Annotated in this window: 22 protein-coding genes and 1 tRNA gene; 11 read left to right on the top strand and 12 right to left on the bottom strand. The window is 59.5% G+C overall.

Annotated features, from left to right (window positions below):
- Window positions 1-705 precede the first annotated feature (705 nt).
- Complete coding sequence (locus VIN96_RS15940; protein WP_331897561.1) at window positions 706-1,071, top strand: response regulator; 366 nt, start codon at window positions 706-708, stop codon at window positions 1,069-1,071.
- Window positions 1,072-1,169: 98 nt separating this feature from the next.
- On the opposite strand, the gene rpmG is transcribed toward VIN96_RS15940, so the two are convergent.
- The 11 genes from rpmG to ruvX form a co-directional block, all read right to left on the bottom strand.
- On the bottom strand, window positions 1,170-1,337 hold the full coding sequence (gene rpmG / locus VIN96_RS15935) for a 50S ribosomal protein L33 (RefSeq protein WP_331897559.1): 168 nt from the start codon (window positions 1,335-1,337) through the stop codon (window positions 1,170-1,172).
- 98 nt (window positions 1,338-1,435) lie between these two features.
- Complete coding sequence (locus tag VIN96_RS15930; RefSeq protein ID WP_331897557.1) at window positions 1,436-3,073, bottom strand: S41 family peptidase; 1,638 nt, start codon at window positions 3,071-3,073, stop codon at window positions 1,436-1,438.
- Window positions 3,074-3,202: 129 nt separating this feature from the next.
- Window positions 3,203-5,515, bottom strand: a complete 2,313-nt coding sequence (gene rnr, locus VIN96_RS15925) for a ribonuclease R (protein ID WP_331897555.1) — start codon at window positions 5,513-5,515, stop codon at window positions 3,203-3,205.
- Window positions 5,516-5,524: 9 nt separating this feature from the next.
- Window positions 5,525-8,179, bottom strand: coding sequence for a type I DNA topoisomerase (gene topA / locus VIN96_RS15920; RefSeq protein ID WP_331897553.1), 2,655 nt, complete (start codon window positions 8,177-8,179; stop codon window positions 5,525-5,527).
- A 26-nt stretch (window positions 8,180-8,205) separates the two neighbouring features.
- A complete protein-coding gene (gene dprA, locus VIN96_RS15915; protein ID WP_331897551.1) occupies window positions 8,206-9,309 on the bottom strand; it encodes a DNA-processing protein DprA in 1,104 nt (367 codons plus the stop codon).
- 377 nt (window positions 9,310-9,686) lie between these two features.
- Window positions 9,687-10,070 carry a VOC family protein gene (locus VIN96_RS15910; RefSeq protein WP_331897549.1) on the bottom strand — a complete coding sequence of 128 codons (384 nt, stop codon included), beginning with the start codon at window positions 10,068-10,070 and terminating at the stop codon, window positions 9,687-9,689.
- 183 nt (window positions 10,071-10,253) lie between these two features.
- Entirely contained in the window at window positions 10,254-10,862 is a 609-nt protein-coding gene (gene plsY, locus VIN96_RS15905) for a glycerol-3-phosphate 1-O-acyltransferase PlsY (RefSeq protein ID WP_331897547.1), read from the bottom strand.
- A 15-nt stretch (window positions 10,863-10,877) separates the two neighbouring features.
- Window positions 10,878-12,170 carry a dihydroorotase gene (pyrC, locus tag VIN96_RS15900; protein ID WP_331897545.1) on the bottom strand — a complete coding sequence of 431 codons (1,293 nt, stop codon included), beginning with the start codon at window positions 12,168-12,170 and terminating at the stop codon, window positions 10,878-10,880.
- Window positions 12,167-13,132, bottom strand: a complete 966-nt coding sequence (locus VIN96_RS15895; protein ID WP_331897544.1) for an aspartate carbamoyltransferase catalytic subunit — start codon at window positions 13,130-13,132, stop codon at window positions 12,167-12,169. The genes pyrC and VIN96_RS15895 overlap by 4 nt, the downstream gene beginning before the upstream one ends.
- Window positions 13,133-13,180: 48 nt before the next feature.
- Window positions 13,181-14,101 (bottom strand): AEC family transporter, encoded by a 921-nt coding sequence (locus tag VIN96_RS15890; RefSeq protein WP_331897543.1) that lies wholly within the window; start codon window positions 14,099-14,101, stop codon window positions 13,181-13,183.
- A gap of 2 nt (window positions 14,102-14,103) precedes the next feature.
- A complete protein-coding gene (ruvX, locus tag VIN96_RS15885) occupies window positions 14,104-14,580 on the bottom strand; it encodes a Holliday junction resolvase RuvX (RefSeq protein ID WP_331897542.1) in 477 nt (158 codons plus the stop codon).
- A 105-nt stretch (window positions 14,581-14,685) separates the two neighbouring features.
- On the opposite strand from ruvX, the gene VIN96_RS15880 reads away from it, so the two are divergent.
- From VIN96_RS15880 to VIN96_RS15835, 10 genes are all read left to right on the top strand, one after another.
- A complete protein-coding gene (locus VIN96_RS15880; protein ID WP_331897540.1) occupies window positions 14,686-15,180 on the top strand; it encodes an N-acetyltransferase in 495 nt (164 codons plus the stop codon).
- A gap of 3 nt (window positions 15,181-15,183) precedes the next feature.
- A complete protein-coding gene (locus tag VIN96_RS15875) occupies window positions 15,184-16,056 on the top strand; it encodes an SH3 domain-containing protein (protein ID WP_331897538.1) in 873 nt (290 codons plus the stop codon).
- A gap of 100 nt (window positions 16,057-16,156) precedes the next feature.
- Window positions 16,157-16,444, top strand: coding sequence for an Asp-tRNA(Asn)/Glu-tRNA(Gln) amidotransferase subunit GatC (gene gatC / locus VIN96_RS15870; protein WP_331897536.1), 288 nt, complete (start codon window positions 16,157-16,159; stop codon window positions 16,442-16,444).
- Between the two features lie 3 nt (window positions 16,445-16,447).
- A complete protein-coding gene (gene gatA / locus VIN96_RS15865) occupies window positions 16,448-17,920 on the top strand; it encodes an Asp-tRNA(Asn)/Glu-tRNA(Gln) amidotransferase subunit GatA (protein WP_331897535.1) in 1,473 nt (490 codons plus the stop codon).
- A gap of 3 nt (window positions 17,921-17,923) precedes the next feature.
- Window positions 17,924-19,381 (top strand): Asp-tRNA(Asn)/Glu-tRNA(Gln) amidotransferase subunit GatB, encoded by a 1,458-nt coding sequence (gatB, locus tag VIN96_RS15860; RefSeq protein ID WP_331897534.1) that lies wholly within the window; start codon window positions 17,924-17,926, stop codon window positions 19,379-19,381.
- A gap of 122 nt (window positions 19,382-19,503) precedes the next feature.
- Window positions 19,504-19,917 carry a hypothetical protein gene (locus VIN96_RS15855; RefSeq protein WP_331897532.1) on the top strand — a complete coding sequence of 138 codons (414 nt, stop codon included), beginning with the start codon at window positions 19,504-19,506 and terminating at the stop codon, window positions 19,915-19,917.
- A gap of 199 nt (window positions 19,918-20,116) precedes the next feature.
- Window positions 20,117-21,148 (top strand): low specificity L-threonine aldolase, encoded by a 1,032-nt coding sequence (locus VIN96_RS15850; RefSeq protein WP_331897531.1) that lies wholly within the window; start codon window positions 20,117-20,119, stop codon window positions 21,146-21,148.
- A gap of 85 nt (window positions 21,149-21,233) precedes the next feature.
- Window positions 21,234-21,872 carry a glutathione S-transferase family protein gene (locus VIN96_RS15845; protein WP_331897529.1) on the top strand — a complete coding sequence of 213 codons (639 nt, stop codon included), beginning with the start codon at window positions 21,234-21,236 and terminating at the stop codon, window positions 21,870-21,872.
- 40 nt (window positions 21,873-21,912) lie between these two features.
- The gene (locus VIN96_RS15840; protein ID WP_331897528.1) at window positions 21,913-22,413 is read left to right on the top strand and encodes a YbaK/EbsC family protein; all 501 of its coding nucleotides are present in this window, start codon (window positions 21,913-21,915) and stop codon (window positions 22,411-22,413) included.
- Between the two features lie 76 nt (window positions 22,414-22,489).
- Window positions 22,490-22,582: transfer RNA gene (locus tag VIN96_RS15835), tRNA-Ser, on the top strand.
- A 78-nt stretch (window positions 22,583-22,660) separates the two neighbouring features.
- Here VIN96_RS15835 and VIN96_RS15830 read toward each other — a convergent pair.
- Window positions 22,661-23,287 carry an SCO family protein gene (locus tag VIN96_RS15830; protein ID WP_331897526.1) on the bottom strand — a complete coding sequence of 209 codons (627 nt, stop codon included), beginning with the start codon at window positions 23,285-23,287 and terminating at the stop codon, window positions 22,661-22,663.
- Between the last annotated feature and the right edge of the window lie 112 nt (window positions 23,288-23,399).

Genomic DNA, 23,399 nt, shown 5'->3' with positions numbered 1-23,399 from the left:
CTTTCGCGGGGATTACTTGGACGCACGGTTGTGGGTCTAGCAAGACAGTCTCTTACTCATTTGGATTATCTCGTGCCCACTTGTGGGGATTTTTGTCCGATTGGGCTCAATTCACAATGGTTTTTTTCACGAACTGTTCCAGCATGGTGGGTATGTTTCTAACCTTAAACGTTTTTGCACATATGAGGTTGGGGTAAATAACCGCAAAAAATGTGCGGTTTTGCGATGTTTGAGTGATGGGTGTCACAGAAAAAAATTGAGTAAGCCATCATGATCATATCATCGATGGTTTTTCCATCACCGGACATTTGGTCGCACGAGGATGTCTCATGACGAAGATCAAAGCTATAGGCCTCGCATTTTCGCTGTTTTTGATGGCTTTGGGTTTGATCGATCCGATGGTGCTGAGCACACCAGTAGGCTACTGAGCACGACGTTTCCGGTTTCTCCATGTTTTCCCCAATCCCAACTTGGCCGTCACACTATGTGACGGCCATTTTTTTATGGCAAATGGGCGTCGAGTCCGCTTTGAAATAGAAGAATTTCCTGCTAGGTTTGAAGCGCTTGAGGTGTTTGACTTGCCGTTCGGAATGATCCATCATCAAGCCTGTAAGAGGGGTTCTCCTTATGGGGGAATTCGAATACTCATCGAATCGTTCCGGGGCACGCCTTTCTTCATGAAGCCCCGAAGCCGAAGGAAAGACCATGGCCAAGACCATCCTGATCGTTGAAGACAACGAATTGAACATGAAGCTCTTCAACGATCTATTGCAGGCACACGGCTATGAAACCGTGCAAACAAAGGACGGTCGCGATGCGCTGAACTTGGCGCGTGAACACACGCCTGACTTGATCTTGATGGACATCCAGCTACCGGAAATTTCCGGGCTTGAAATCACCAAGATGCTGAAGGCCGACGACGACCTCAAGCACATTCCAGTGATCGCCGTGACGGCCTTCGCCATGAAGGGCGATGAGGAAAAAATCCGTGAAGGCGGCTGTGAGGGATATATCGCCAAGCCGATTTCCGTGCCCAACTTCCTCGACACGCTTTCTAAATTTTTGGGCTAAGTCCCCAGCCTCGGCTACTTTTTGCATCGGCCTAACTGAACAAACAAAAACGCGCCCCGGTGAGGGCGCGTTTTGTTTATTCCTGGTGCTGGAAAGCCTTATTTAATTTTGGCTTCCTTGAAGATCACGTGCTTGCGCACGACCGGATCGTATTTACGAAATTCCATCTTTTCGGTCGTGTTGCGCGGGTTCTTCTTGGTCACGTAGTAGTAACCCGTGTCAGCGGTGCTGACCAGCTTGATCAGGATGGTGGTCGGCTTGGCCATTTCTTTTGCTCCGCCATAAATCCGTGAAAACGTATGAGCGGCGTAAAATACGGACCTTAGCGCCGATGTCAAGACTATCGTTGTGTGGATCGTGCGATTTAACGTCGCGAGGCGGTGTTGATGGGTTCCGGCTGCAGCAATGCGCGCTGATACAGGGATGGGTCGTGGATCACGCGGCTGGCCAATTGCATCAAAAGATCGCCATTTTTGTCGGCTTGGAAGGTCTTAGCCGGGCAAGAATCGCGCAATTGTGGACGTCTGCCGTCGAAAATCATGCCTGCGGCGCGCCATGAGGACATAGCTTCGAGCTGCCCATCGATGTGATCTAGGGCCAAGATGGCCGCAGTGTCGCCTATCGGCGTGTTGGTGGCGCACACGGCCGGCATAACGCCCAGCCCGTGCAGGGCGTAGCCCGAGGGGGACACGAGACGTGACCAGGTTAAGGTCATCTCACCGTCATTGGGCAGCCGAATGACGGTTTGCACGGTGCCCTTGCCATAGGACGACGACCCGATCACCACGGCGCGGCCCAGGTCTTGAAGGGCGCTGGCGACGATTTCGGCGGCGGATGCGCTGTCGCCATCGACCAGCACGATCAAGGGCTTGCCGTCGATCAAATCCGCGCCCCCGGCGCGGTAATCGTGGAAGCTATCGGGATGGCGACCCCGGGTGGAAATGATGCGGCCTTGGTTCAAGAACAAGTCGGCGACACTCACAGATTGCGACAAAAGCCCGCCTGGATTGCCGCGCAAATCCATGACCACGCCTTTGAGGCGGCCGCTCTGGAAAGCTTCATCGTTCTTGCGCAAGACGTTCAGCATGCTCGTCGAGGTATTCTTGTTGAACCCGCTAACGGTCAGCTTCAAGAGATCGTCTTCGACGCTGGCGCGCACGGTTTCGGGGACGATGTGCGCGCGGTTAAGGTTGAAGCTGATCTGGCGGTCCGGTCGGCCAACGTCGCTGTCCAGGCGTGCGATGCTCAACGTCAAGGGGCTGCCTACAGGACCACGCAGGTGTTGCGCCACTTGGCGCAAGGACATCGCGGCGGTGGCGTCTTCGCCAACCTTGAGGATCAGGTCACCGGGACGCAGCCCGACGGTGTGTGCGGGGCTATCTTCTTGGACGTGGGTAATGAGGATGGTGTCGTCCGTTTTGGTGAAGCGGATGCCGATGCCGCCAAAGCCGTCGCGGCGGGCACGGTTGGCGCGGGCCTCTTCGGCGCCGGAATAACGCGAAAAGACGTCGAGCCCCGCCAGCATGCCGTCGAACAGAGCTTCGTAGACGCGCTCGTTGTCGGCATCCAGCAAATCGGCCGATTGGTGCCGTCCGGCGCGGATGATGTCGGTGGTCAGGCGCGCCCAAGCTGCGGGATCGGCGCTCAGCGGGCGGGCGAAGTCGGCGACGTTTTGGTCGGCGAGGATCAGCCGGATCATGCCGTCCTCCTGGCCGATCTGGAGCGCCGGGTCGATGGTGGCGAGCCCACGTATGCCGTTTAAGGCCAACACATCCATATCGACGAGATCGATGTAGCGCTGGGCGATGCCCCGGAGTCCGGCGCGGATCGTGGTTCGCGCATCAAGATATTGAAAGAAATCGGTGTTTGCCGCGGTATCGGGAACGGAAGGAGGCGGCAAAACCAAAGCTTCAGCGGCCACCACTGGACGCTGTTGCGAGAGGCTAGACGTTTCGCCGGTGGTACAGGCACCGAGCCCGACCATGGCCGTGAGACCCAACACGGCGGCAACGCCAGATCGTATCTGTCCGTTTGCTACATTCCCCATGAGTCAAATAGTCGTACATTTTTTCAGTTCCGTCACCAATTTGTTTCAGAACTACAAAAAACTTTCGGGGTAATGGGGGTGCGGTCAAGATTGACGTGCTTTGCGCCGCGATGCGCGCGACTTGCCTTTGGACTTTTTCGGCTTGCCGTTGGCTTTACCAACGGGACGGCCTTTGCCCGGTGCGCCTGCGAATTTTCCTTTGCCGCGTCCATCCGGTCGCGGTTTGCCTTGGCGACCGCCTTGGGTGATTTGAAACACGGTCGAGCCCGTGATCGGATCGGCTTCGACGATCAAGACCTCGACCTTGTCGCCAAGGTGATATTCATAGCCGGTCTCACGACCCCACAGAACGTGGTTGTGTTCGTCGTGAACGAAGAAGTCCTCACCCAGCGAGCGGATCGGCACCAAACCGTCCGCGCCGGTTTCGTCCAAGGTCACGAACACGCCAAAGCGCGTCACGCCGTTGATGCGGCCCTTGAAGATGTTGCCGACCTTGTCGGACAGATAGAGCGCGGTGAAGCGGTCCACCGCATCGCGTTCGGCACCGGCGGCGTTGCGCTCGGTCACCGACAGGTGTTCGCCCTGGTCCTTGAAGTCCTTGTGATCGTCTTCCAGGCCGCCCTCGCCGAGCTTCAAGCCGCGCACCAGCGCGCGGTGCACCAACAGGTCCGCATAGCGGCGGATCGGTGACGTGAAGTGGCAATAGCGACGCAGCGCCAAGCCGAAGTGGCCGATGTTTTCTGGGCTGTAAACGGCCTGCGCCTGGGATCGCAGCACCACCTCGCTGACCAAGTGGCTGTTGGCAGTATCCTTGACCTTGGCGAGGATCTGGTTGAAGTGGCTGGCGCGCACTACTTGGCCCTTGGCGAAGGGGATGTTCACGCCTTCGAGAAACTCGCGCAGGCTTTCGAGCTTTTCCAACGACGGCTCGTCGTGGATGCGGTACATGCACGGTTGCTTGAGGCGTTCCAGCGTTTCCGCCGCCGCGACGTTGGCCAGCACCATGAATTCTTCGATCAGCTTGTGGCTGTCGAAGCGCTCGCGCTCGACCACCTTGGCGACGGTGCCGTCATCAGCCAAGACGATCTGGCGCTCAGCGAGATCGAGTTCCAACACGCCGCGCTGCTCGCGGGCCTTTAAAAGGGTCCGGTAAGCGCCATAGAGCGGCGCGATGACCGGCTCCAGCAGCGGTGTCGTCAGGTCGTCGGGCTTGCCGTCATGGGCGTTTTCGATCTGCGTATAGGTGGTGCGGGCCACCGATCTCATCATCGCGCGCACGAACTTATGGCGTTTCAGGTGGCCCTCAGAATCGATCCACATGTGGGCGGCGAGACACGGATGGTCTTCGTCGGGACGAAGCGAGCACCAGCCATTGCTGAGCTCTTCGGGCAGCATCGGCACCACCCGGTCGGGGAAATAGACCGAATTGCCACGCACGAACGCCGACTGGTCGAGCGCATCGTTTGGCCGCACGTACCAACTGACGTCGGCGATGGCGACGATCAGATGCCAGCCGCCAGGATTGTTGGGATCGTCGTCGGCCTCGGCGAACACCGCGTCGTCGAAATCGCGCGCGTCCTCGCCGTCGATGGTGATCAGCGGTACGTCGCGCAGATCGACGCGGTTTTCCATGGTCGCGGGACCGGCGGCGCGGGCCTGTTTAAGGGCGTCTTCGGGAAACTCGACCGGGATGGAGCGGTCGTATATGGCGATTTGGGTGATCGCCTGCGCGCCGGTGCGGTTGATCTTTTCGCGCAGTTTTACTTGGCGTAGGCCGAGCTTCTTGCCCGGCAGCACCTCGGCGCGCACCAGATCGCCTTCGGCGATGTCGATGTCGTTGAGATCGACGACGACAAATTCATCTTTTTGGCGGCGGTCGGTGGAACGCAAGCGCCCGTTGCCCGCACGGTCGAGCTTATAGACCCCCAACACGTCGGCGGGGGCGTGCTCCAGGCGGCGGATGGTGTTGCCTTCATATGCGGGTTTGCCGTCTTCGGTGTCGTCGATGCGCGTCATGCGCGCCAGCACCCTGTCGCCGATGCCCAATGCACCCTGGCCGCGGCGTACCGGGGCCATGTAGATCACCGGCGGTTCCAGCGGCGAATCCCACACCACCGGACGCGCCAACAGTTCGCCGTCGAGGTCGGTGGCGGTGACTTCCAGCACCGTTACCGGCGGCAACGCGGTGGGGTCGGCGAACCGTTTGCGGCTGGATTGCAGCTGGCCTTCGTCCTTGAGATCTTTCAGGACTTTCTTGAGCTGCATCTTTTGTTCCGCATCCAAATGGAACGCGCGCGCGATCTCGCGTTTGCCGACGCGGCCGGGACTGTCCTTGATGAATTCAAGGATCTGTTCCTTGGTCGGGAACGGTGCAACATGGGGTGTGTGTTTTGACATGTGACCAGCTTAGCTGGCGGCCTTCTCTGTGTCAGCCTTCGGCTTCGTTTTGGGTGCGGCTTTTTTCTTCACCGGCGCTTTTTTCTTGGCTGCGGGCTTTTTCGCAGTGGCTTTTTTGGGCGAGGCTTTTTTCTTCGCCGGGGCCTTTTTCGGCTTGGCCTTGGCGTTGATCAGCTCAATCGCTTTTTCCAGCGTCAGGTCGTCCTTGTCCAAGTCTTTGGGCAAGTTGGCACGGTCGCGGTTGTGGGTGATGAACGGCCCCCAGCGTCCGGTCTTCAGCAAGATCGGCTTGTTGTCGTCGGGGTGCTTGCCGACTTCCACGGGCGGCTTCTTGCCGCTGTCGGCAATCAGTGTCACCGCGCGGTTGAGACCGATTTCCACCGGGTCGTCTTCCTTGAGCGACACGTACATGCCGGCGTATTGCAGATAGGGGCCGAAGCGTCCGATGCCGGCTTGGATCATCTGCCCGTCTTCGGGGTGCGGTCCGATTTTGCGCGGCAGGCTCAACAATCCCAAAGCGCGTTCAAACGTCAGTTCAGCGGCATTTTCACCCATCGGCAGGGACGAGCGCTTGGGCTTGAACTTCTTATCTTCGGGGTCGACGTCGCCGCGCTGCACGTAAACGCCGTAAGGACCTTTGCGTAACGTCACTTCCAACTGGGTTTCGGGATCGACGCCCAAAACCTTGGGGCCTTTTTCCAGCTCGGCCGCCAACGGGTCGCCGTCGCCGTTTTGCGGCGTCACCAGCGGACGGGTGAAGCGGCATTCGGGATAGTTGGAGCAACCGATGAAGGCGCCGAACTTGCCCAGTTTCAAAGACAGCTTGCCGTCGTCGCAGGTCGGGCACTTGCGCGGGTCGGGGTCGCCTGCTTTTTCCGGTTCGGGGAAAAAGTGCGGGGCGAGCACTTCGTCCAAGGTGTCGAGCACCTCGCGCACGCGCAGTTCCTTGATGCCGTCGACGTCGGCGGAGAAATTGCGCCAGAACTCGTCGAGCACCGTTTTCCACTTGATGCGGCCGCCGGAAATGTCGTCGAGCTTTTCTTCCAAATCGGCGGTGAAGCCGTACTCGACGTAGCGTTCGAAAAAGCTCTGCAGGAAGGTGGTCACCAAGCGGCCACGGTCTTCGGGGAAGAAGCGGCGCTTGTCCAAGGTCACGTAGTTGCGGTCTTGCAGCACCGAAATGATCGACGCGTAGGTCGACGGGCGGCCGATGCCCAGTTCTTCGAGCTTCTTGACCAGGCTGGCTTCGGAATAGCGCGGCGGCGGCTGGGTGAAGTGCTGTTCGGGCAGCACTTCCTTGAGGCCCAGGGCTTGCCCTTCGCGCATGTCCGGCAGGATGCGTTCTTCATCGTCGCCCTTGCCGTTGTCGTCGTCACGGCCTTCGGTGTAGAGCCGGTAAAAACCGTCGAACGCGATCATCGAGCCGGTGGCGCGCATCACCACGGTGCGTTCCGCCTGGGCGATGTCGACGGCGACCTGGTCGAGGACCACGGGTTCCATCTGACACGCGACGGTGCGTTTCCAAATCAATTCGTAGAGTTTGAGCTGATCCGCATCCAAGTGGCCGGCCATGTCCTTGGGTTTGCGGAACACGTCGGTCGGTCGGATCGCTTCGTGTGCTTCCTGGGCGTTCTTGGCTTTGCTTTTGTAAACGCGCGGCTGGTCGGGCAGATACGCTTCGCCGTAATTTTTGCCGATCAGCGAACGGCACGCGCCAACCGCTTCACCGGCCATGGTCACGCCGTCGGTACGCATGTAGGTGATCAGGCCGACGGTTTCGCCGCCGATGTTGACGCCTTCGTAAAGCCGCTGCGCCACCTGCATGGTTTTCTTCGCCGAAAAATGCAACTTGCGCGACGCGTCTTGCTGCAACGTCGAGGTGGTGAACGGCGGCGGCGGATTGCGCCGGGTCTGTTTCTTTTCGATGCTGGCGACCGAAAACGGGCCGCTTTCGATGGCCGTTTGGGCGCGCTTGGCGTCCGCCTCGGTCTTGAGGCTCATCTTGTCGAGTTTTTCGCCGTTCAGCACCGTCAAGTTGGCGTTGACCATGATGCCCGCGCCGGTGTCGAACGCGCCTTGCACGGACCAATATTCCTGCGGCCTGAAGGCCTCGATCTCGGTCTCGCGTTCGCACAACAGCTTCAAGGCGACGGACTGCACCCGACCGGCCGAGCGCGAACCGGGCAGCTTGCGCCACAGCACCGGGCTGAGCGTGAAGCCGACCAGATAATCGAGCGCACGGCGCGCCATGTAGGCGTCGACCAGCTCGTGATCCAATTCACGCGGTTTGGAAAAGGCTTCCTGAATGGCGCTTTTGGTGATCTCGTTGAAGACCACGCGTTTGACGGTCTTGTCCTTGAGCAGCTTTTTCTTATCTAGAACCTCACGCACGTGCCAGGCGATGGCTTCCCCTTCGCGATCCGGGTCAGTCGCGAGGTAAAGCGCGTCCGCGCCCTTCATGGCGTCGGCGATTTCCTTGACCTGCTTGGCCGAGCGCGCGTCGATCTCCCAATCCATGGCGAAATCTTCGTCAGGGCGCACCGATCCGTCCTTCGACGGCAGGTCGCGGATGTGGCCATAGCTGGCGAGCACCTTGTAATCGGAGCCAAGGTATTTGTTGATGGTTTTCGCTTTCGCGGGTGATTCAACGACGACGACGTGCATGCAGCCTCGAGCCAGATTCGGACATACTATATAAGTGACACCCGGTTTCCGGGGTGTCGCTCCAAACGGCCCGCAAGCTCCAATTCCAGAAGCACCAGCGACACCGCAGCAAGGGAGAATTGGCAGTTACGGACGAGTTCGTCAACCGTAACCGGAGCGGGCGAGAGCATTTCTTGCACTTCGGCACGGGCTTTGCCGATCTCTGCTTCGTCAGGTGTGGAAGGTATTTTTTTATTAAATTCCAATTGCTTAGGTTCAGACAGGGGGCTCTGCAAAATGGGTCTGAGGACCTCTAAAACATCTTCTGCATTTTGTGTGAGGTTTGCGCCGTCTTTGATCAATTTGTTGCATCCCGCCGCACGCGGATCGCTCGGTGCACCCGGAACGGCGAACACTTCGCGGCCCTGTTCCAAGGCCATGCGTGCGGTGATCAACGACCCCGATTTGAGCGACGCCTCGACCACCACGGTCCCCCGCCCCATGCCCGATATGATGCGGTTGCGGCGTGGGAAGTGGCGCGCTTGCGGTTGGGTGCCCAGTTCAATCTCGGAAACGATTGCGCCACGCTCGACCAATTCGCGGTAGAGGGCTTCGTTTTCGCGCGGATAAATCACGTCCACGCCACCGCCCAGCACCGCCACCGTGCCGGTACCCATCGCCCCTTGGTGCGCGGCGGCGTCGAGACCGCGCGCCATGCCCGACGCAATCAGCAAACCCGCCGCGCCCAAATCGGCGGCGAGCTGACGGGCGAAGTTCTTGCCGTTCAAAGACGCGTTGCGCGCGCCGACGATGGCGATGGTGCGTTTCTTCAGCAGGTGGCTGTGGCCCAGCACGCTGAGCAGCGGCGGTGCGTCTTCCACTTGGGACAGCAACGGCGGGAAGTCAGCATCGGTGCGCAAAACGATTTGCCCGCCGAGTTTGCTCAAGGCTTCGATCTCGGCTTCCGCTTCGGCCTTGGGGTAGGCCTTGAAGGTCTTCGCGCCGCCGCGTTTGGCCATGTCGGGCAGGGCCTCCAACGCGGCCTTGGCGGTGCCGAAACGCTCCAACAGCTTATAAAACGTGATCGGGCCAACGTTCTCGCTACGGATCAGGCGCAGCCAGTCGAGCGTTTCATTCTTTGGTGGTGACATGCTGCACACCTCTCTGCATGAGCGAGATGGTGCGTAATTATTCACGTTTGGTCAAGGGTGGGTTAATTGTGTTTGCGATTAGTGCAAAGGCGAAGAAAGCAAGGCCGGTAAAAAGAAGAACGCTTAGGTTTGAACAGCTGTTGTTCAAGCACTGTCATCGACAAGTAGCAGAGGAAAATTCCGAGTGAGCCCAAGAAAGCCGTTTATGTCGAGCGTTGAATGATTGCTTTGGGAACAAACCCGGGAGCGGCAACTATCAGGTAATGATGATTTCTATCATGATGCCATTATTCAGGCGGTTACGGCTTGAGTGTAGAATTGGCCGTTGAAGCAATGTCGCAAAAGCCCACGTTACTCCCATTTCTTTTTAGACAATTTCACGAATTGAATCGTTCAACAAATTCCCATTTGTTGCCAACGAGATCTTCGACAAGAATCACCTTGCCAAACGGAGCCGTCTTCAAAGGCTTTATTATTTTGACAGCGTGCGATTTAAATTTTTCCTCCAAGGATGTGACATCTTCGGTTTCAAGGATAACAAGAGCCCGGTTCCCACCTTGTTGCCCAATAAGATGTTTCTCGTCATTTTGGGGGACAACCAGATGAAATGGCGTATTGGAGTTTTTGGGTTGCACGCGGATGACGCGCTTTTCAGAAGTCACCATTTCATCTTGAATGACTTCGAAGCCGAAGACGTTAACAAAGAAGTCTTTTGCTTTGGCTAAGTCAGTTACGAGAATGCTAATGCGATATACGTTCAAGGTGTATTCCTCACTTAAATATTGCCCTAAGTGGGGGCTAAACTAACCAACGGGTCGACGCGCCATTGGCCGCCCCTAAAAGCCTGTCTATGGTGAGCGCCGCGATTGTTGTCGCCCCTGAAATATGACGGCAGCAATGGGGCCTAGGCAGAACTGATTTATGCGCAAAGTTGCGGGTCGAACCTAGGTGCTTTTCTTTTTGCCGATCTTGCTTTCTTCGCCTTTGAGCAGTCTGCGGATGTTTTCATGGTGACGCGCCCAGGCCAGAGCCGCCAGCAATCCGGCTAAGATGGCGTGCTGCGGCGTGGCGAAATACCAGGCGTATGCGGGGGCTGCGGCGAGCGCGACCAGCGCGGCGAGGGAACTGTAGCGAAAAATCGCCGCCGTGGCGAGCCACGTGGCGATGGCCGCCAGTCCCACCGGCCAGGCGGTGGCGAGCAGCACGCCCAGCGTGGTGGCGACTCCTTTGCCACCTTTGAATTTCAGCCAGATGGGGAAGTTGTGGCCCATCACTGCCCAAAAACCGGCGGCGAGCAGGGCGTGCGGCTCGTCGGTCAGCGCGTAGGTGATGCCCACCGCAATCGCACCCTTGCCGGAATCCAGCAGCAAGGTGAGCAGCGCGGCGAACTTGTTGCCGGTGCGCAAGACGTTGGTCGCGCCGATGTTGCCCGACCCGATCTGGCGCAAATCGCCGAGCCCGAACAGCCGTGCGATGACGATGCCGAACGGCACCGCGCCAAGCAGGTATCCGCCCAATCCGGCGAGGGCGTGAATGAGAAAGGTCTCGTTCATCAGGGGTCCAGTTCTTTAAGCGTCGAGGTTGAAGACCAAGCGGCCGTCAATCACGGTTTTGAGCACGCGGCCTTGCAGCGGGCGGCCGTCGAACGGGGTGTTCTTGGCTTTGGAATGCAGTTCGCTGTCCGACACTTTCCATCCCCGGTTGGGATCGAACACGATCAGGTCGGCGGCGGCCCCGGCTTCGAGGCGGCCTGCGGGCAGCCCCAACAGATCGGCCGGTTGGCGGGTGATCAGGCTCAATGCGTCGAGCAGGCTGAGGTGGCCGTTGTGCACCAGTTCCAAGGCGGTGGCGAGCAGCGTTTCCATGCCCAGCCCGCCGTCGGCGGCGTCGGCGAACGGCAGACGCTTCATGTCTTCGCTTTTGGGCGTGTGGTCGGACGCGATGGCGTCGATGGTGCCGTCGCGCAGGCCTTCGATGATGGCGACGCGATCGGCTTCGGCGCGCAGCGGCGGCGACAGCTTGGCGAAGGTGCGATAGTCGCCCACCGCCGTTTCGTTGAGCGCGAAATAAGGCGGCGCGGTGTCGCAGGTGACGGGAAGCCCCCGGTCTTTCGCGGCGCGGATCAACTCCAGGCTCTTGCCGGTGGACACGTGGGCGAAGTGGACCCGCCCGCCGGTCATTTCGACCAGCCGCAAATCGCGTTCGATGATGATCAGTTCGGCCTCGACGGGAATGCCGGTCAGGCCCAAACGGGTGGCGGTTTCGCCTTCGTTCATCACGCCTTCTTCGGCCAAGGTCGGTTCTTCGGGATGTTCGACCAGCAACAATCCGAAGGTCGCGGCGTAAGACAGCGCTTGGGCCATGGTACGGGCGTTGGCGACGGCCTTGGTGGCGTCGGTGAAGCCCACCGCACCGCTTTGCGCAAGCAAACCCATTTCCGCCAGCTCTTCGCCTTCCAATCCCTTGGTCAACGCACCGTAGGGATAGACCTTGACCAGTCCGGCCTTGCGCGCGGCGCGGGCGACGAATTCGACCACCGCGCGGTCGTCGATGATCGGCGCGGTGCTGGGCAGGCACACCGCCGTGGTGACGCCGCCGGCCACCGCCGATGCGCCGACATTTTCGAAATCGCGGCCGCTGATCTGAATGCGCATATCGACCAAGCCAGGAGACAGACAATGCCCGCGGCAATCGACCAAGGTGGCGTCTTCGGGCACCGAGGTGTCGAACAGTCCGGCCCCCGCTTCGACGATCAGTTCGCCGTCGGTGAGCACGCCGCCCGGCGCGTCCAGGCCGGTGGCCGGGTCCAAAAGGCGGGCGTTGACGTAAGCAATGCGGCCGGGAACGTTTTTGAGGGTCATGCCACGGCCTCGCGCTCAAGGTTGAGGGTCAGCACTTCCAGGCACGCCATACGCACCGCGACGCCCATTTCCACCTGTTCGCGGATGGCGCTGCGGCCGATGTCGTCGGCGACGTCGGAGGCGATTTCCACGCCCCGGTTCATCGGACCCGGGTGCATGATCAGCGCGTCGGGCTTGGCGGCTTCGAGCTTGGAGTAGTCGAGGCCGAAGAAATTGTAGTACTCGCGCACCGAAGGGAAGAAGTTGGTTTTCATGCGCTCGGTCTGCAGGCGCAGCATCATCACGATGTCGCAGTCCTTCAACCCGGCTTTCATGTCGTGGAACACTTCCACGCCCAGGCGCTCGGCCTCGGCGGGCAGCAGGGTCTTGGGCGCGATCAGGCGCACCCGGGCGCCCATGGTGTTGAGCAGATGAATGTTCGAACGCGCCACCCGCGAATGCAGGATGTCGCCGCAAATCGCCACTTGCAGACCGTCGAGGTGACCGCGGCGGCGGCGGATAGTCAGCGCGTCGAGCAACGCCTGGGTGGGGTGTTCGTGACGACCGTCGCCGGCGTTGATGACCGCGCAGTTGACCTTTTCCGACAACAGCTTGACCGCGCCCGAAGAGGCATGGCGCACCACCAAGACGTCGGGGTGCATGGCGTTGAGGGTCATCGCCGTGTCGATCAGGGTTTCGCCTTTTTTGATCGAGCTGGTGGACACCGACATGTTGATGACGTCGGAACCCAGACGCTTGCCCGCCAACTCGAACGAGGTGCGCGTGCGCGTGGAGGATTCGTAGAAAAGATTGATCACCGTCCGCCCGGCAAGCGTATCGAGCTTACCGCCGACGGATCTGTTGAGCTCGACGTATTCGTCAGCGCGGTCCAGCAAAAGCGAGATATCGAGAGGCGAAAGCCCTTCGATGCCAAGCAAGTGGCGCTGAGGAAAAACGGAGGAATCAAAGGGCGTCTTTGACATGCCCGCACTATACGCGTGCACCCCAGTGCGCGCAAGCGCGAGAACGCGTTAAGAGGACAAAACAATCCACAGCGTCATGGTGATCATGGCGGCCACGGTGCTGGCGGTGATCATGCCCGCCGCCAGCGGGGCGTCGCCGCCCATTTCGCGGGCCAGAACGTAGCTTGAGGCCGACATCGGCAAGGTCGCGTAAAGCATCACCACCTGAAAGGCCTGACCGTCCAATCCGAACGCGGTCGCCAGCCCCCAGGCGAGGGCGGGCAGGACCAGCAGCTTGAGCACGGTGGCCTTGCCCGCGAGCCAACGGTTGGCCAGCAGATCGGGGAAATCCAGACCTGCGCCCACCGCCATCAAGGCGATCGGCAACGCGGCGCGGCCGAGAATGTCGAGTAACGGCGCGATCACCGGTGGCAGACCGATGTCCAAGGCATTGAGGCCGAAACCGATCAAGCACGCCACCACCAAAGGATTGCGGACCACTTCGCGCACCGCTTTCATGGGCGTGCGCGCGCCTTCGTGGCCGTCGCCCCAAATCACCAGCACCGTGACGCTAAGCAGATTGACCAAGGGCACCACCGCCAGCACGCCGATGGACAACATCGCCAAGCCTTCGTCGCCCCAAAACAAAAACGCAGGCACCATGCCGACGTAGGTGTTGGGGCGGATGGCGCCTTGAAAAAACGACGTGAACGACGCGTTGCGAAGGCCCAGCACCGGTTTCAACGCCAGCGCCGCCCCCGCCACGACCAGCGTGGCGACGAACAAGGCCCCGGCGATGGCCCACACCTGATCGCTGGCGAGATTGGCGCGCGCGGTGCTGGCGATCAGCAGTGCGGGAAACAATACGCGGTAGGTCAGCCGTTCGGCGGGCGGCCAAAACGCATCGTCGATCCAGCGGTAGCGGCGGATCGCATAGCCCATCGCGATCAGCAAAAACACCGGCGCCAGGGCTTCGAAGATCGCGCCCATGATCAAGCTCCGCTTTGATGGGCGAGCGCGTCGAGCGCGCCTTGCAAAATATAGGTGGCGGCCAGCTTGTCGATCACCTCGCCACGGCGCTTGCGGGTCATGTCGACGTCGCCGACCAGCATGCGTTCGACCGCCGAGGTGGACAAGCGCTCGTCCCACAGTGCGATGGGGATGTCCAGGCGTTCCTGAAACGAGCGCGCAAAATCCCGGGTCGCTTGGCAGCGCGGGCCTTCCGTGCCGTCCATGTTCAGCGGCAGGCCCAACACCAGCGCGCCGACCTCGTGTTCCTTGATCAGCTTTTCCAGGTGGATGGCGTCCTTGGTGAATTTGGTGCGCTGGATGGTTTCCAGCGGGCTCGCCACCGTGAGCATCACGTCCGAAAGCGCGATGCCGATGGTTTTGGTGCCGAGATCGAGCCCCATCAACTTTTCGCCGCGCTTGAGCGTGCCCTGCAGTTCTTTGATATCGATGATCGCCATGCTTCACCAAGTTGTCTTAAGGTTCGCCTACCATAGCGATGCTTCGCGCTTGCACCAATCAAGATGCGCAGCATATCTTGAGAAAGTCGCTTGAACAGAGGATTTATGTACGTCATCCGTGAAGCCATGCCCCAAGACTGGCCCGGCATCTGGACCATATTTCACGATGTGGTCGCCCGGGGCGATACCTATGCCTTCGCCCCCGACACCGATGAGGCCGAGGCCAAGTGTTTATGGTTGGATATCCCTCGCGCGACCTATGTGGCGCTCGAGGGTGAGGTCGTCGTCGGCACTTATTATCTTAAGACCAATCAACTCGGCGCCGGATCGCACGTCTGCAATGCCGGGTACATGGTGCGCGAAGACCAACGCGGGCGCGGCCTGGGACGGGCCTTGTGCGCGCATTCGCTCGATGTGGCGCGCACGTTCGGCTACCACGCCATGCAGTTCAATTTCGTCGCCCGCACCAATGTGGGGGCGGTCAAGTTGTGGCGGGACATGGGCTTTGAGATCGCGGGCGTGCTGCCTGAAGCCTTCAATCATCCGCAAAAAGGCTATGTGGACGCTTTCGTCATGTACCGATTGTTGGCGGCGGGCTAGATTATGCTCATGAAACGCGCGCAATCCATTTCACTGCTTCTGGCGTCGATGCTGGCTTTCGGGGCTCCGGCCTGGGGTCCTGCGCATGCGCAAATCGAAGAGCCGGGCGAAGCGCCGCGCGACTTCAAGATTGAGGAACCGACCCTCAACGAGGAAGTTGAGCCGGTGGTGGTGATGGAGCACGAAGTGGTGCCCATGGTCGGCCTTTACGAGGTGACCAAGGACGTCAATGTGCGCTCCGGCCCCGGCACCGATTTTGAACGCTTGGCAGGCCTGGAAGCGGGCGAACGCGTGCGGGCCATCGGCAAAGTCGATGGCAGCACGTGGATGGCGGTCAGCAAAGACGGCGAAACCCTGGGCTTTGTGTTCACACCCGTTTTGGTGCCGGTTGTCGACGGTGCTTTGGGCGAGCAGTTCTTTGGCTCTTACATGTCCCAAGATCAAAAACACGGTGTGGCGTGCGACTACCGGTTCCGTTTCGAAGGCAAGACAACGGTCGAGGGCGGCGATTTCGAAACCGCCGATTATGAGGTTCGTTTTCGCTGCGCCAGTACGGCGGGGGCGAAAATATTTTATGCCCACATGTTTCTTACCGAAGCGCCGGTCAAGTCGGAAGACGGCTTGCACCTGATCGGTTTGGACGTGCGCTCCATCGGCGACGGCATGGAGGAGTTCCTCACCACCCGTTATCTCTATCACCCCAAGACCGGGGCGATGACGTTCGAAGGCCATTCCTTGCCGCGTTTCGCCAAGCCGCCCAAGATTCAGAGCTTTCAAACCGACAACATCAAGGACGCCTTGACCCAGGCGTTGGAAGCGTCCGTCGCCAGTTGGACCGACGAGGCCTGGGCCGAGTTGCTGAAAAAGCCCAAATAGGCTTGGAAACAGGCCCTTTCAGCGCTTGCGATGCGCGCGGGTGGGTGTTACTTTCCGGCCTCTCATTTCTCTGAAGATCTTCGATCAAGGATGGCACTCCATGTCCCTCGACAAGGACACCGTGAAAAACATCGCTTACCTCGCGCGCATTCGCGTTTCCGATGACAAATTGGAACCGCTGGCCGGCGAACTTTCCTCCATTATGGACTGGATCGAACAGCTCCAAGAGCTCGACACCGATGGCGTCGAGCCGATGGCCTCGGTCTCCGACGTGACCTTGCCGCAACGCAAGGACGCTGTGACCGACGGCAACTGCCAAGCCGCCGTGCTCAAGAACGCGCCCGATGCCGAAGACGGGTTCTTTACCGTGCCCAAGGTGGTGGAGTAAGCCATGACGAAGCTCACAGAATTGAACATCGCCACCGCGCGCGACGGTCTCGCCAAAGGCGAGTTTTCCGCCGCAGAACTGGCCGAAGCCTATATCCAGGCCATGCAAGGCGGGCGCGATCTCAACGCCTATATCACCGAAACGCCGGAAGTCGCGTTGGAACGGGCACGCGAATCTGACGATCGCCGCGCCAAGGGCGACCACATCGGCGCGATGGATGGCATTCCCATCGCCATGAAGGATTTGTTCTGCACCGAAGGTGTGTTGACCACCGCGGGCAGCCACATCCTCGACGGTTTCGTGCCGGCTTATGAATCGACCGTGTCCGCCAACCTGCGTTCCGCCGGTGCGGTGATGTTGGGCAAGGCCAACCTCGATGAATTCGCCATGGGTTCGGCCAACATCACATCCTATTACGGTCCGGTGAAAAACCCTTGGAAAGGCAAGGACGGCAAAGATTTGGTTCCGGGCGGCAGTTCCGGCGGTTCCGCCGCCGCCGTTGCGGGTGGCCTCGCCATGGCCGCGACCGGCACCGACACCGGCGGTTCGATCCGCCAGCCCGCCAGCTTCTGCGGCATCGTCGGTATCAAACCGACCTATGGCCGTTGTTCGCGCTGGGGCGTGGTGGCGTTCGCCAGCTCCCTCGATCAAGCCGGTCCGATGACCCAGACGGTGCGCGACGCCGCCATCATGCTCGGCGCGATGGCTGGGCACGATCCCAAAGACAGCACCTCGGCCCCCGTTGCGGTGCCCGATTTCGAAGCCGCCATCACCGGCGACGTCAAAGGCCTGACCATCGGTATCCCCAAGGAATACAAGATGGACGGCATGGATTCCGAAATTCAAGCGCTGTGGGACAAAGGCATCGATTGGCTCAAGGCTGCGGGCTGCAACATCAAGGAAGTCTCGCTGCCGCACACCAAGTATGCGCTGGCGGCTTATTATATCGTCGCACCTGCCGAAGCGTCCGCCAACCTGGCGCGTTACGACGGCGTGCGTTACGGCCTGCGCGTGCCGGGAGAAAGCTTGGACGACATGTACATGAACACCCGCGGCGAAGGCTTCGGCGACGAAGTGCAGCGCCGCATCCTGATCGGCACCTATGCGCTGAGCTCGGGTTATTACGACGCCTATTACATCAAGGCGCAAAAAGTCCGCACCTTGATCGCCAACGATTTCAAGACCGCGTTCCAAGACGTCGACGCGATCTTGACCCCGACCGCGCCCAGTGCCGCGTTCGCGCTCGGTGAAAAGCAGGACGACCCCGTTGCGATGTACTTGAACGACGTGTTCACGGTGCCGACCTCGTTGGCCGGCCTGCCGGGCATCTCGGTGCCCGCCGGTCTCAACAGCGCCGGGTTGCCGCTGGGCTTGCAACTGATCGGCAAGGCGTTCGACGAAGGCACGCTGCTCAACGTCGCCGCCTCGCTGGAAAGCGCCGCCGCCTTCAACTTCAAGCCGGGTCGGGAGGGCTAAGCCATGTCTTATGTGATCAAAGGCGAAACCGGCGATTGGGAAGTGGTCATTGGCCTGGAAGTTCACTGTCAGGTGATTTCCAACGCCAAACTGTTTTCCGGCGCCGCCACCGATTTCGGCGCGGAGCCCAATACCCAGGTGTCGTTGGTCGACGCCGCCATGCCCGGCATGTTGCCGGTCATCAACGAAGAATGCGTGCGCCAAGCCATCAAGACCGGTTTGGGCCTCAAGGCGCAGATCAACACCAAGTCGGTGTTCGCGCGCAAAAACTATTTTTATGCCGATCTGCCCCAGGGCTATCAGATCTCGCAGGCCGATCAGCCGATCGTCGGCGAGGGTACCATCATCCTCGACCTGCCCGACGGTTCCACACGCGAAGTCGGCATCGAACGTCTGCATCTGGAACAGGACGCAGGCAAGTCGCTGCACGACCAAGATCCCAAGCGCACCTTCATCGACCTCAACCGCACTGGTGTGGCGTTGATGGAAATCGTCTCCAAGCCCGACATGCGGTCGCCGGAAGAAGTCGGTGCTTATTTGCGCAAGCTGCGCTCCATCGTGCGCTACTTGGGCACGTGCGACGGCAACATGGACCAGGGGTCGATGCGCTGCGACGTCAACGTCTCGGTCCGTCCGGTGGGTTCCGAGGAGCTGCGGACCCGCGCGGAAACCAAGAACGTCAACTCGGTGCGCTTCGCCATGCAGGCGATCGAATTCGAAGCCGCGCGTCAGGTTGAAATCTACGACAACGGCGGCGAAGTGGTGCAGGAAACGCGCCTGTTCGACGCCCAAACCGGCACCACCCGGTCGATGCGTTCGAAAGAGCACGCCCACGATTATCGCTATTTCCCCGACCCCGACCTGTTGCCGCTGGTGTTCAGCGACGATTTGGTCGCCGAAATCAAAGCCTCCTTGCCGGAACTGCCTGATGAGCGCAAAGACCGCTACATCAATGTGTTCGGCCTGTCGCCTTACGACGCGGGCGTGTTGGTGGCCGACAAGGACACCGCCATGTACTTCGAAGCGGTCGCCGAAGGGCGCGACGCCAAGATGGCGGCGAACTGGGTCATCAACAACCTGTTCGCGGTGTTGTCCGATAAGGGCGTGAGCATCACCGAAAGCCCGATTTCGGCGGTCAATTTGGGCAAGCTTCTGGGGTTGATCACGGACGACACCATTTCGACCAAGATCGCCAAGGAAGTCTTCGAGCTGATGATCGAAAGCGGCGACGATCCGGAAAAGATCGTCGCGGACAAGGGCCTCAAGCAGATCACCGATACCGGCGCGATCGAAGCCGCCGTCGACGCCGCCATCGCGGCGGGTTCGGCGCAGGTTGCGCAATACAAGGGCGGCAACGAAAAAATTCTCGGCTGGTTCGTCGGCCAAGTGATGAAAGCCACCCAAGGCAAGGCCAACCCGGGCCAGGTGAACAAGTTGTTGAAAGACAAGCTCGACAACTGAACCGGTTGAAGCCTCGATCTTGCGCAACGCAGACAGGAAAAACCCACCTCATGATCGAGGTGGGTTTTTGCGTTGGGGCTGTGCTAGATTTTTGCAAGTGAGTTAGAGGAGAGGAACAATCGATGTCTAAAATCAACAAATCTTTGAGCATCGGCGCCTTGGCGCTAGCAATCTTGTGTGCCCCGGCGTTGGTCTCGACGCCCGCGTTCGACCTGGGTTCGGCTTATGCGGGAAACAAAGATAAAGACAAGGGCAAAGACCAAAAAGAAAAGCGCAAAGACATGGAAGAGCGCCAGAAAGCCCAGAAAAAGGCCTCTGAGGAAAAGCGCAACGCCGCGCAAAGCCGCCATGAAGAAATGCGCAAGCTGAACGAACAGCATCAAAACGAGGTGCGGGCCTTGAATGAAGAAATGCAAAAAAGCATGAGCAGCGCCAAAACCCCGGAAGACCGCCGCAAAGTGCAAATGGAACACAAAGAAAAAATGCAGGCGGCGCAAAATGCGTTTCAGGAAAGCATGAAGAAATTGCAGCAATAACCACGCCGGGTATCTTCAAAAATCAAAACCCGCCTCAGCGATGTGGCGGGTTTTTTCTGAGGGTTCGCCGACGGGCTTGGACATGTGTACTCATCGAGAGGCCTTTGCGTTACCAAGGGCGCAAATCACGCATGAATCCTTCCTTGCTCATCCGCTTCAATCCCGTAATCTGTCCCAGCATCAACTAGGGGATCGGGATATGTCTCAGCAATTCGCATCAGATAACACTGCGGGCGTGTGTCCCGAGGCGATGGACGCATTCGTGCGCGCCAACGAAACCGGGCACGAGGTTTCGTACGGCGACGACAGTTGGACCGCACAGGTGTGCGACCGCATCCGCGATCTGTTCGAAACCGATTGCGAGGTGTTCTTCGTGTTCAACGGCACGGCGGCGAACTCGCTGGTGTTGGCGGCATTGTGCCAGTCGTATCATTCGGTGATTTGTCACGAAAAAGCGCACATCGTGAATGACGAGTGCGGCGCGCCGGAGTTCTTTTCCGGCGGCTCCAAGCTGCTTGCGGGCGATGGTCCCGACGGCAAGTTGACGCCCGCCGCCATCGAAGAGCTGGTCACCCGGCGCAGCGATATTCATTATCCCAAGCCCAAGGCCATATCGCTGACCCAGGCGACCGAGGTCGGCACGGTCTACAGCGTCGAGGAATTGCGCGCCATTTCCGCCATGGCCAAACGCCACAACCTGCATATCCACATGGACGGCGCGCGCTTCGCCAATGCGGTGGCGAGCTTGGATGTCAGCCCCGCCGACCTGACCTGGCGCGCGGGCATCGACGTGTTGGTGTTCGGCGGCACCAAAAACGGCCTGCCGGTGGGCGAGGCGGTGGTGTTTTTCAACAAGGCCCTGGCCGAAGACTTTGCCTATCGCGCCAAGCAAGCGGGGCAGTTGGCGTCGAAAATGCGCTTCATTTCCGCGCCGTGGCTGGGCGTGTTGAAAGACGACGTGTGGCTGAAATACGCCCGGCACGCCAACGCCATGGCGCAACGTCTGCACCAGCGGGTAAAAGATCTGGAGGGCGTCACGGTGATGTTCGAACCGCAGGCCAACGGGGTGTTTTTGGATCTGCCTCAAGATGTGCGCGAAGGCCTGTGGGCGCGGGGCTGGAAGTTCTATGCCTTCATCGGCGTGCGTGGCTGTCGGTTTATGTGTTCGTGGGATCTGTTGCCCGAAACCGTCGACCGTCTGGCCGACGATATTGCCGATCTGTGCGGCTAAGTTTGGTCCGCTGAGTTCTTGTGCTTGGGGCACAGCGCTCTATATGTACAATGCGCCGCTGGGGGCGCGGTTTGAGGAGGTTTCGATGATCGATCTGTACACGTGGGGCACGCCCAACGGCCAAAAAGTTTCCATCATGTTGGAGGAGGTTGGCCTCGCCTACGCCACTCATCCCATCAACATCACCAAGGACGAACAATTCGCCCCCGATTTTCTGAAAATCAGCCCCAACAACAAAATCCCCGCCATCGTCGACAGCGACGGGCCGGGCGGACAAGACATCGCACTGTTTGAATCCGGCGCGATCCTCATTTACCTGGCGGAAAAATGCCAGCGTGAAGACTTGCTGCCTGCTTCCGGCGAGGCGCGCTACAAGGTTTTGCAGTGGCTGATGTTCCAAATGGGCGGGGTCGGCCCGATGTTCGGCCAAGCCCACCACTTTTTGAAATTCGCCAAGGAAGACGTGCCCTACGCCAAGGACCGTTACACCACCGAACAAAAGCGTCTCTACAGCGTGATGAACGCCCACTTGGCCGCGCATGACTTTTTCGCCGGCGGGCTGTTCACCATCGCCGATATCGCCATTTATCCGTGGGTTGCGCGCCACCCCTGGCACCCCATCGAACTTGGCGATTATCCTCACGTTAAGCGTTGGTATGATATGATCAGCCAGCGCGAATCGGTCGAGGCCGGCATGAACGTGCCGCCCCGACCCGCCGGGTAAGCCAACTCGTTTTGACCCATTTCAGCTTAAGGGGGCCTGCTTGAGCAATTTGGAACTGGAAACCGTGAAGCGCGTGCGCAAGGCGTTGGCCGATGTCGGCCGTGCGGACGCGGTTATCGAACTCGCCGACAGCGCCCGCACCGCGGCGGAGGCCGCCCAGGCACTGGGCGTCGAACAAGGCGCGATCGCCAAGACGTTGGTGTTCACCGTCGGCAACCGCTATGTGGTGGCGCTGGTCGCGGGCGATCACCAATGCAACGAAGAACAACTGCCGAAGGTCTTTCACCTGCAAGGCGATGTGGTGAAGCCATCCGCCGATTTGGTGCGCGCCGTGACGGGCTTTTCCATCGGCGGCGTGTCGCCGGTGGGGCAGGTCTCCAAGCTGCCCACCGCCATCGACGCGAGCCTGAAGCGCTTCGATAAGATTTATGCCGCCGCGGGCCATCCCCACTGCGTTTTCGAGACATCGGTCGATGAACTGAAAACCCTTACCAACGGGCTGGTTTCCTACGCCGTGGGCAAAGCTGCAAATCCTTCTTGAAACAGCGCTCATAAAGCCTTGATCCAGGGGCCAGAGACGTTTATGAAGGGGCGTTCGGTGCCACCCGAACACCTGTGGACAGGTGGGTGAGTGGCTGAAACCAGTGGATTGCTAATCCGCCGTACGGGGTAAACCCGTACCGAGGGTTCGAATCCCTCCCTGTCCGCCAATATATGAGGCCCTGCAACGACTTGCAGGGCCTCTTTTGGTTTCGTGGTTCTGCCGTGAGATGTTGCGGCGTGCAGGCTTACATAAAATCGGCGATGCGTTTGGCCATGTCTTCGGGCGGCATGCCGTGGGCGAACTTGACCAGGAATTTTCCATCCGGCGCCATCAGAAAGATCGATGCGGTGTGGTCGACCAGATAATCGCCGTCTTTCCAATTTTCCGGCTTGTGGACGGCGGCGACGATTTTGTAGCGCTTTGAAACGCTGTCGATCATCGGCTGGGGACCGGTGAGGCCGATGATGCGGTCGTCGAAGGCGGCAACATATTCACGCAATTTGGCGGCCGTGTCGCGTGCGGGGTCGATGGTGATGAAGATCGGCGCGATTTTTTCGGCGCGATCGCCCAAGGCTTCCAAAGCCGCGGCCATATTGACCAAATTGGTCGGGCAGATGTCGGGGCAATAGGTATAGCCGAAGGTGATCAACATGAAGCGGTCTTGAAAGTGCTGATCGGTGACGATCTGGCCGTTGTGGTCTTCCAACATGAAGCGGCCACCGATGCTCGACGACAGGGTCGCTTCTTCTTGGCCTTGCTCTTGAGCCTGCAACGGCGATGACGCCAAAATCGCAATACACGCAGTTAGGGTGTAAAATAACGACCGGGACAAATGCCGCAAGCGGTGCAGTCGGGGGCGAGATGGAAACATAAGCTGTTACCTTGTTCTTGTTATGGTGGCGTCCGGTGATCGTGGCCTGTGCGCAGTTTAGGAATTTCATCGAAACTCAGACGCTTAGCGTCTATAATGACGTTCTGAAAGG

The sequence above is a fragment of the Magnetovibrio sp. genome, from assembly GCF_036568125.1.
GTDB lineage: Bacteria > Pseudomonadota > Alphaproteobacteria > Rhodospirillales > Magnetovibrionaceae > Magnetovibrio.
Note: the sequence above shows the minus strand (reverse complement) of the source record. Positions and strands in the feature narration are given on the sequence as shown.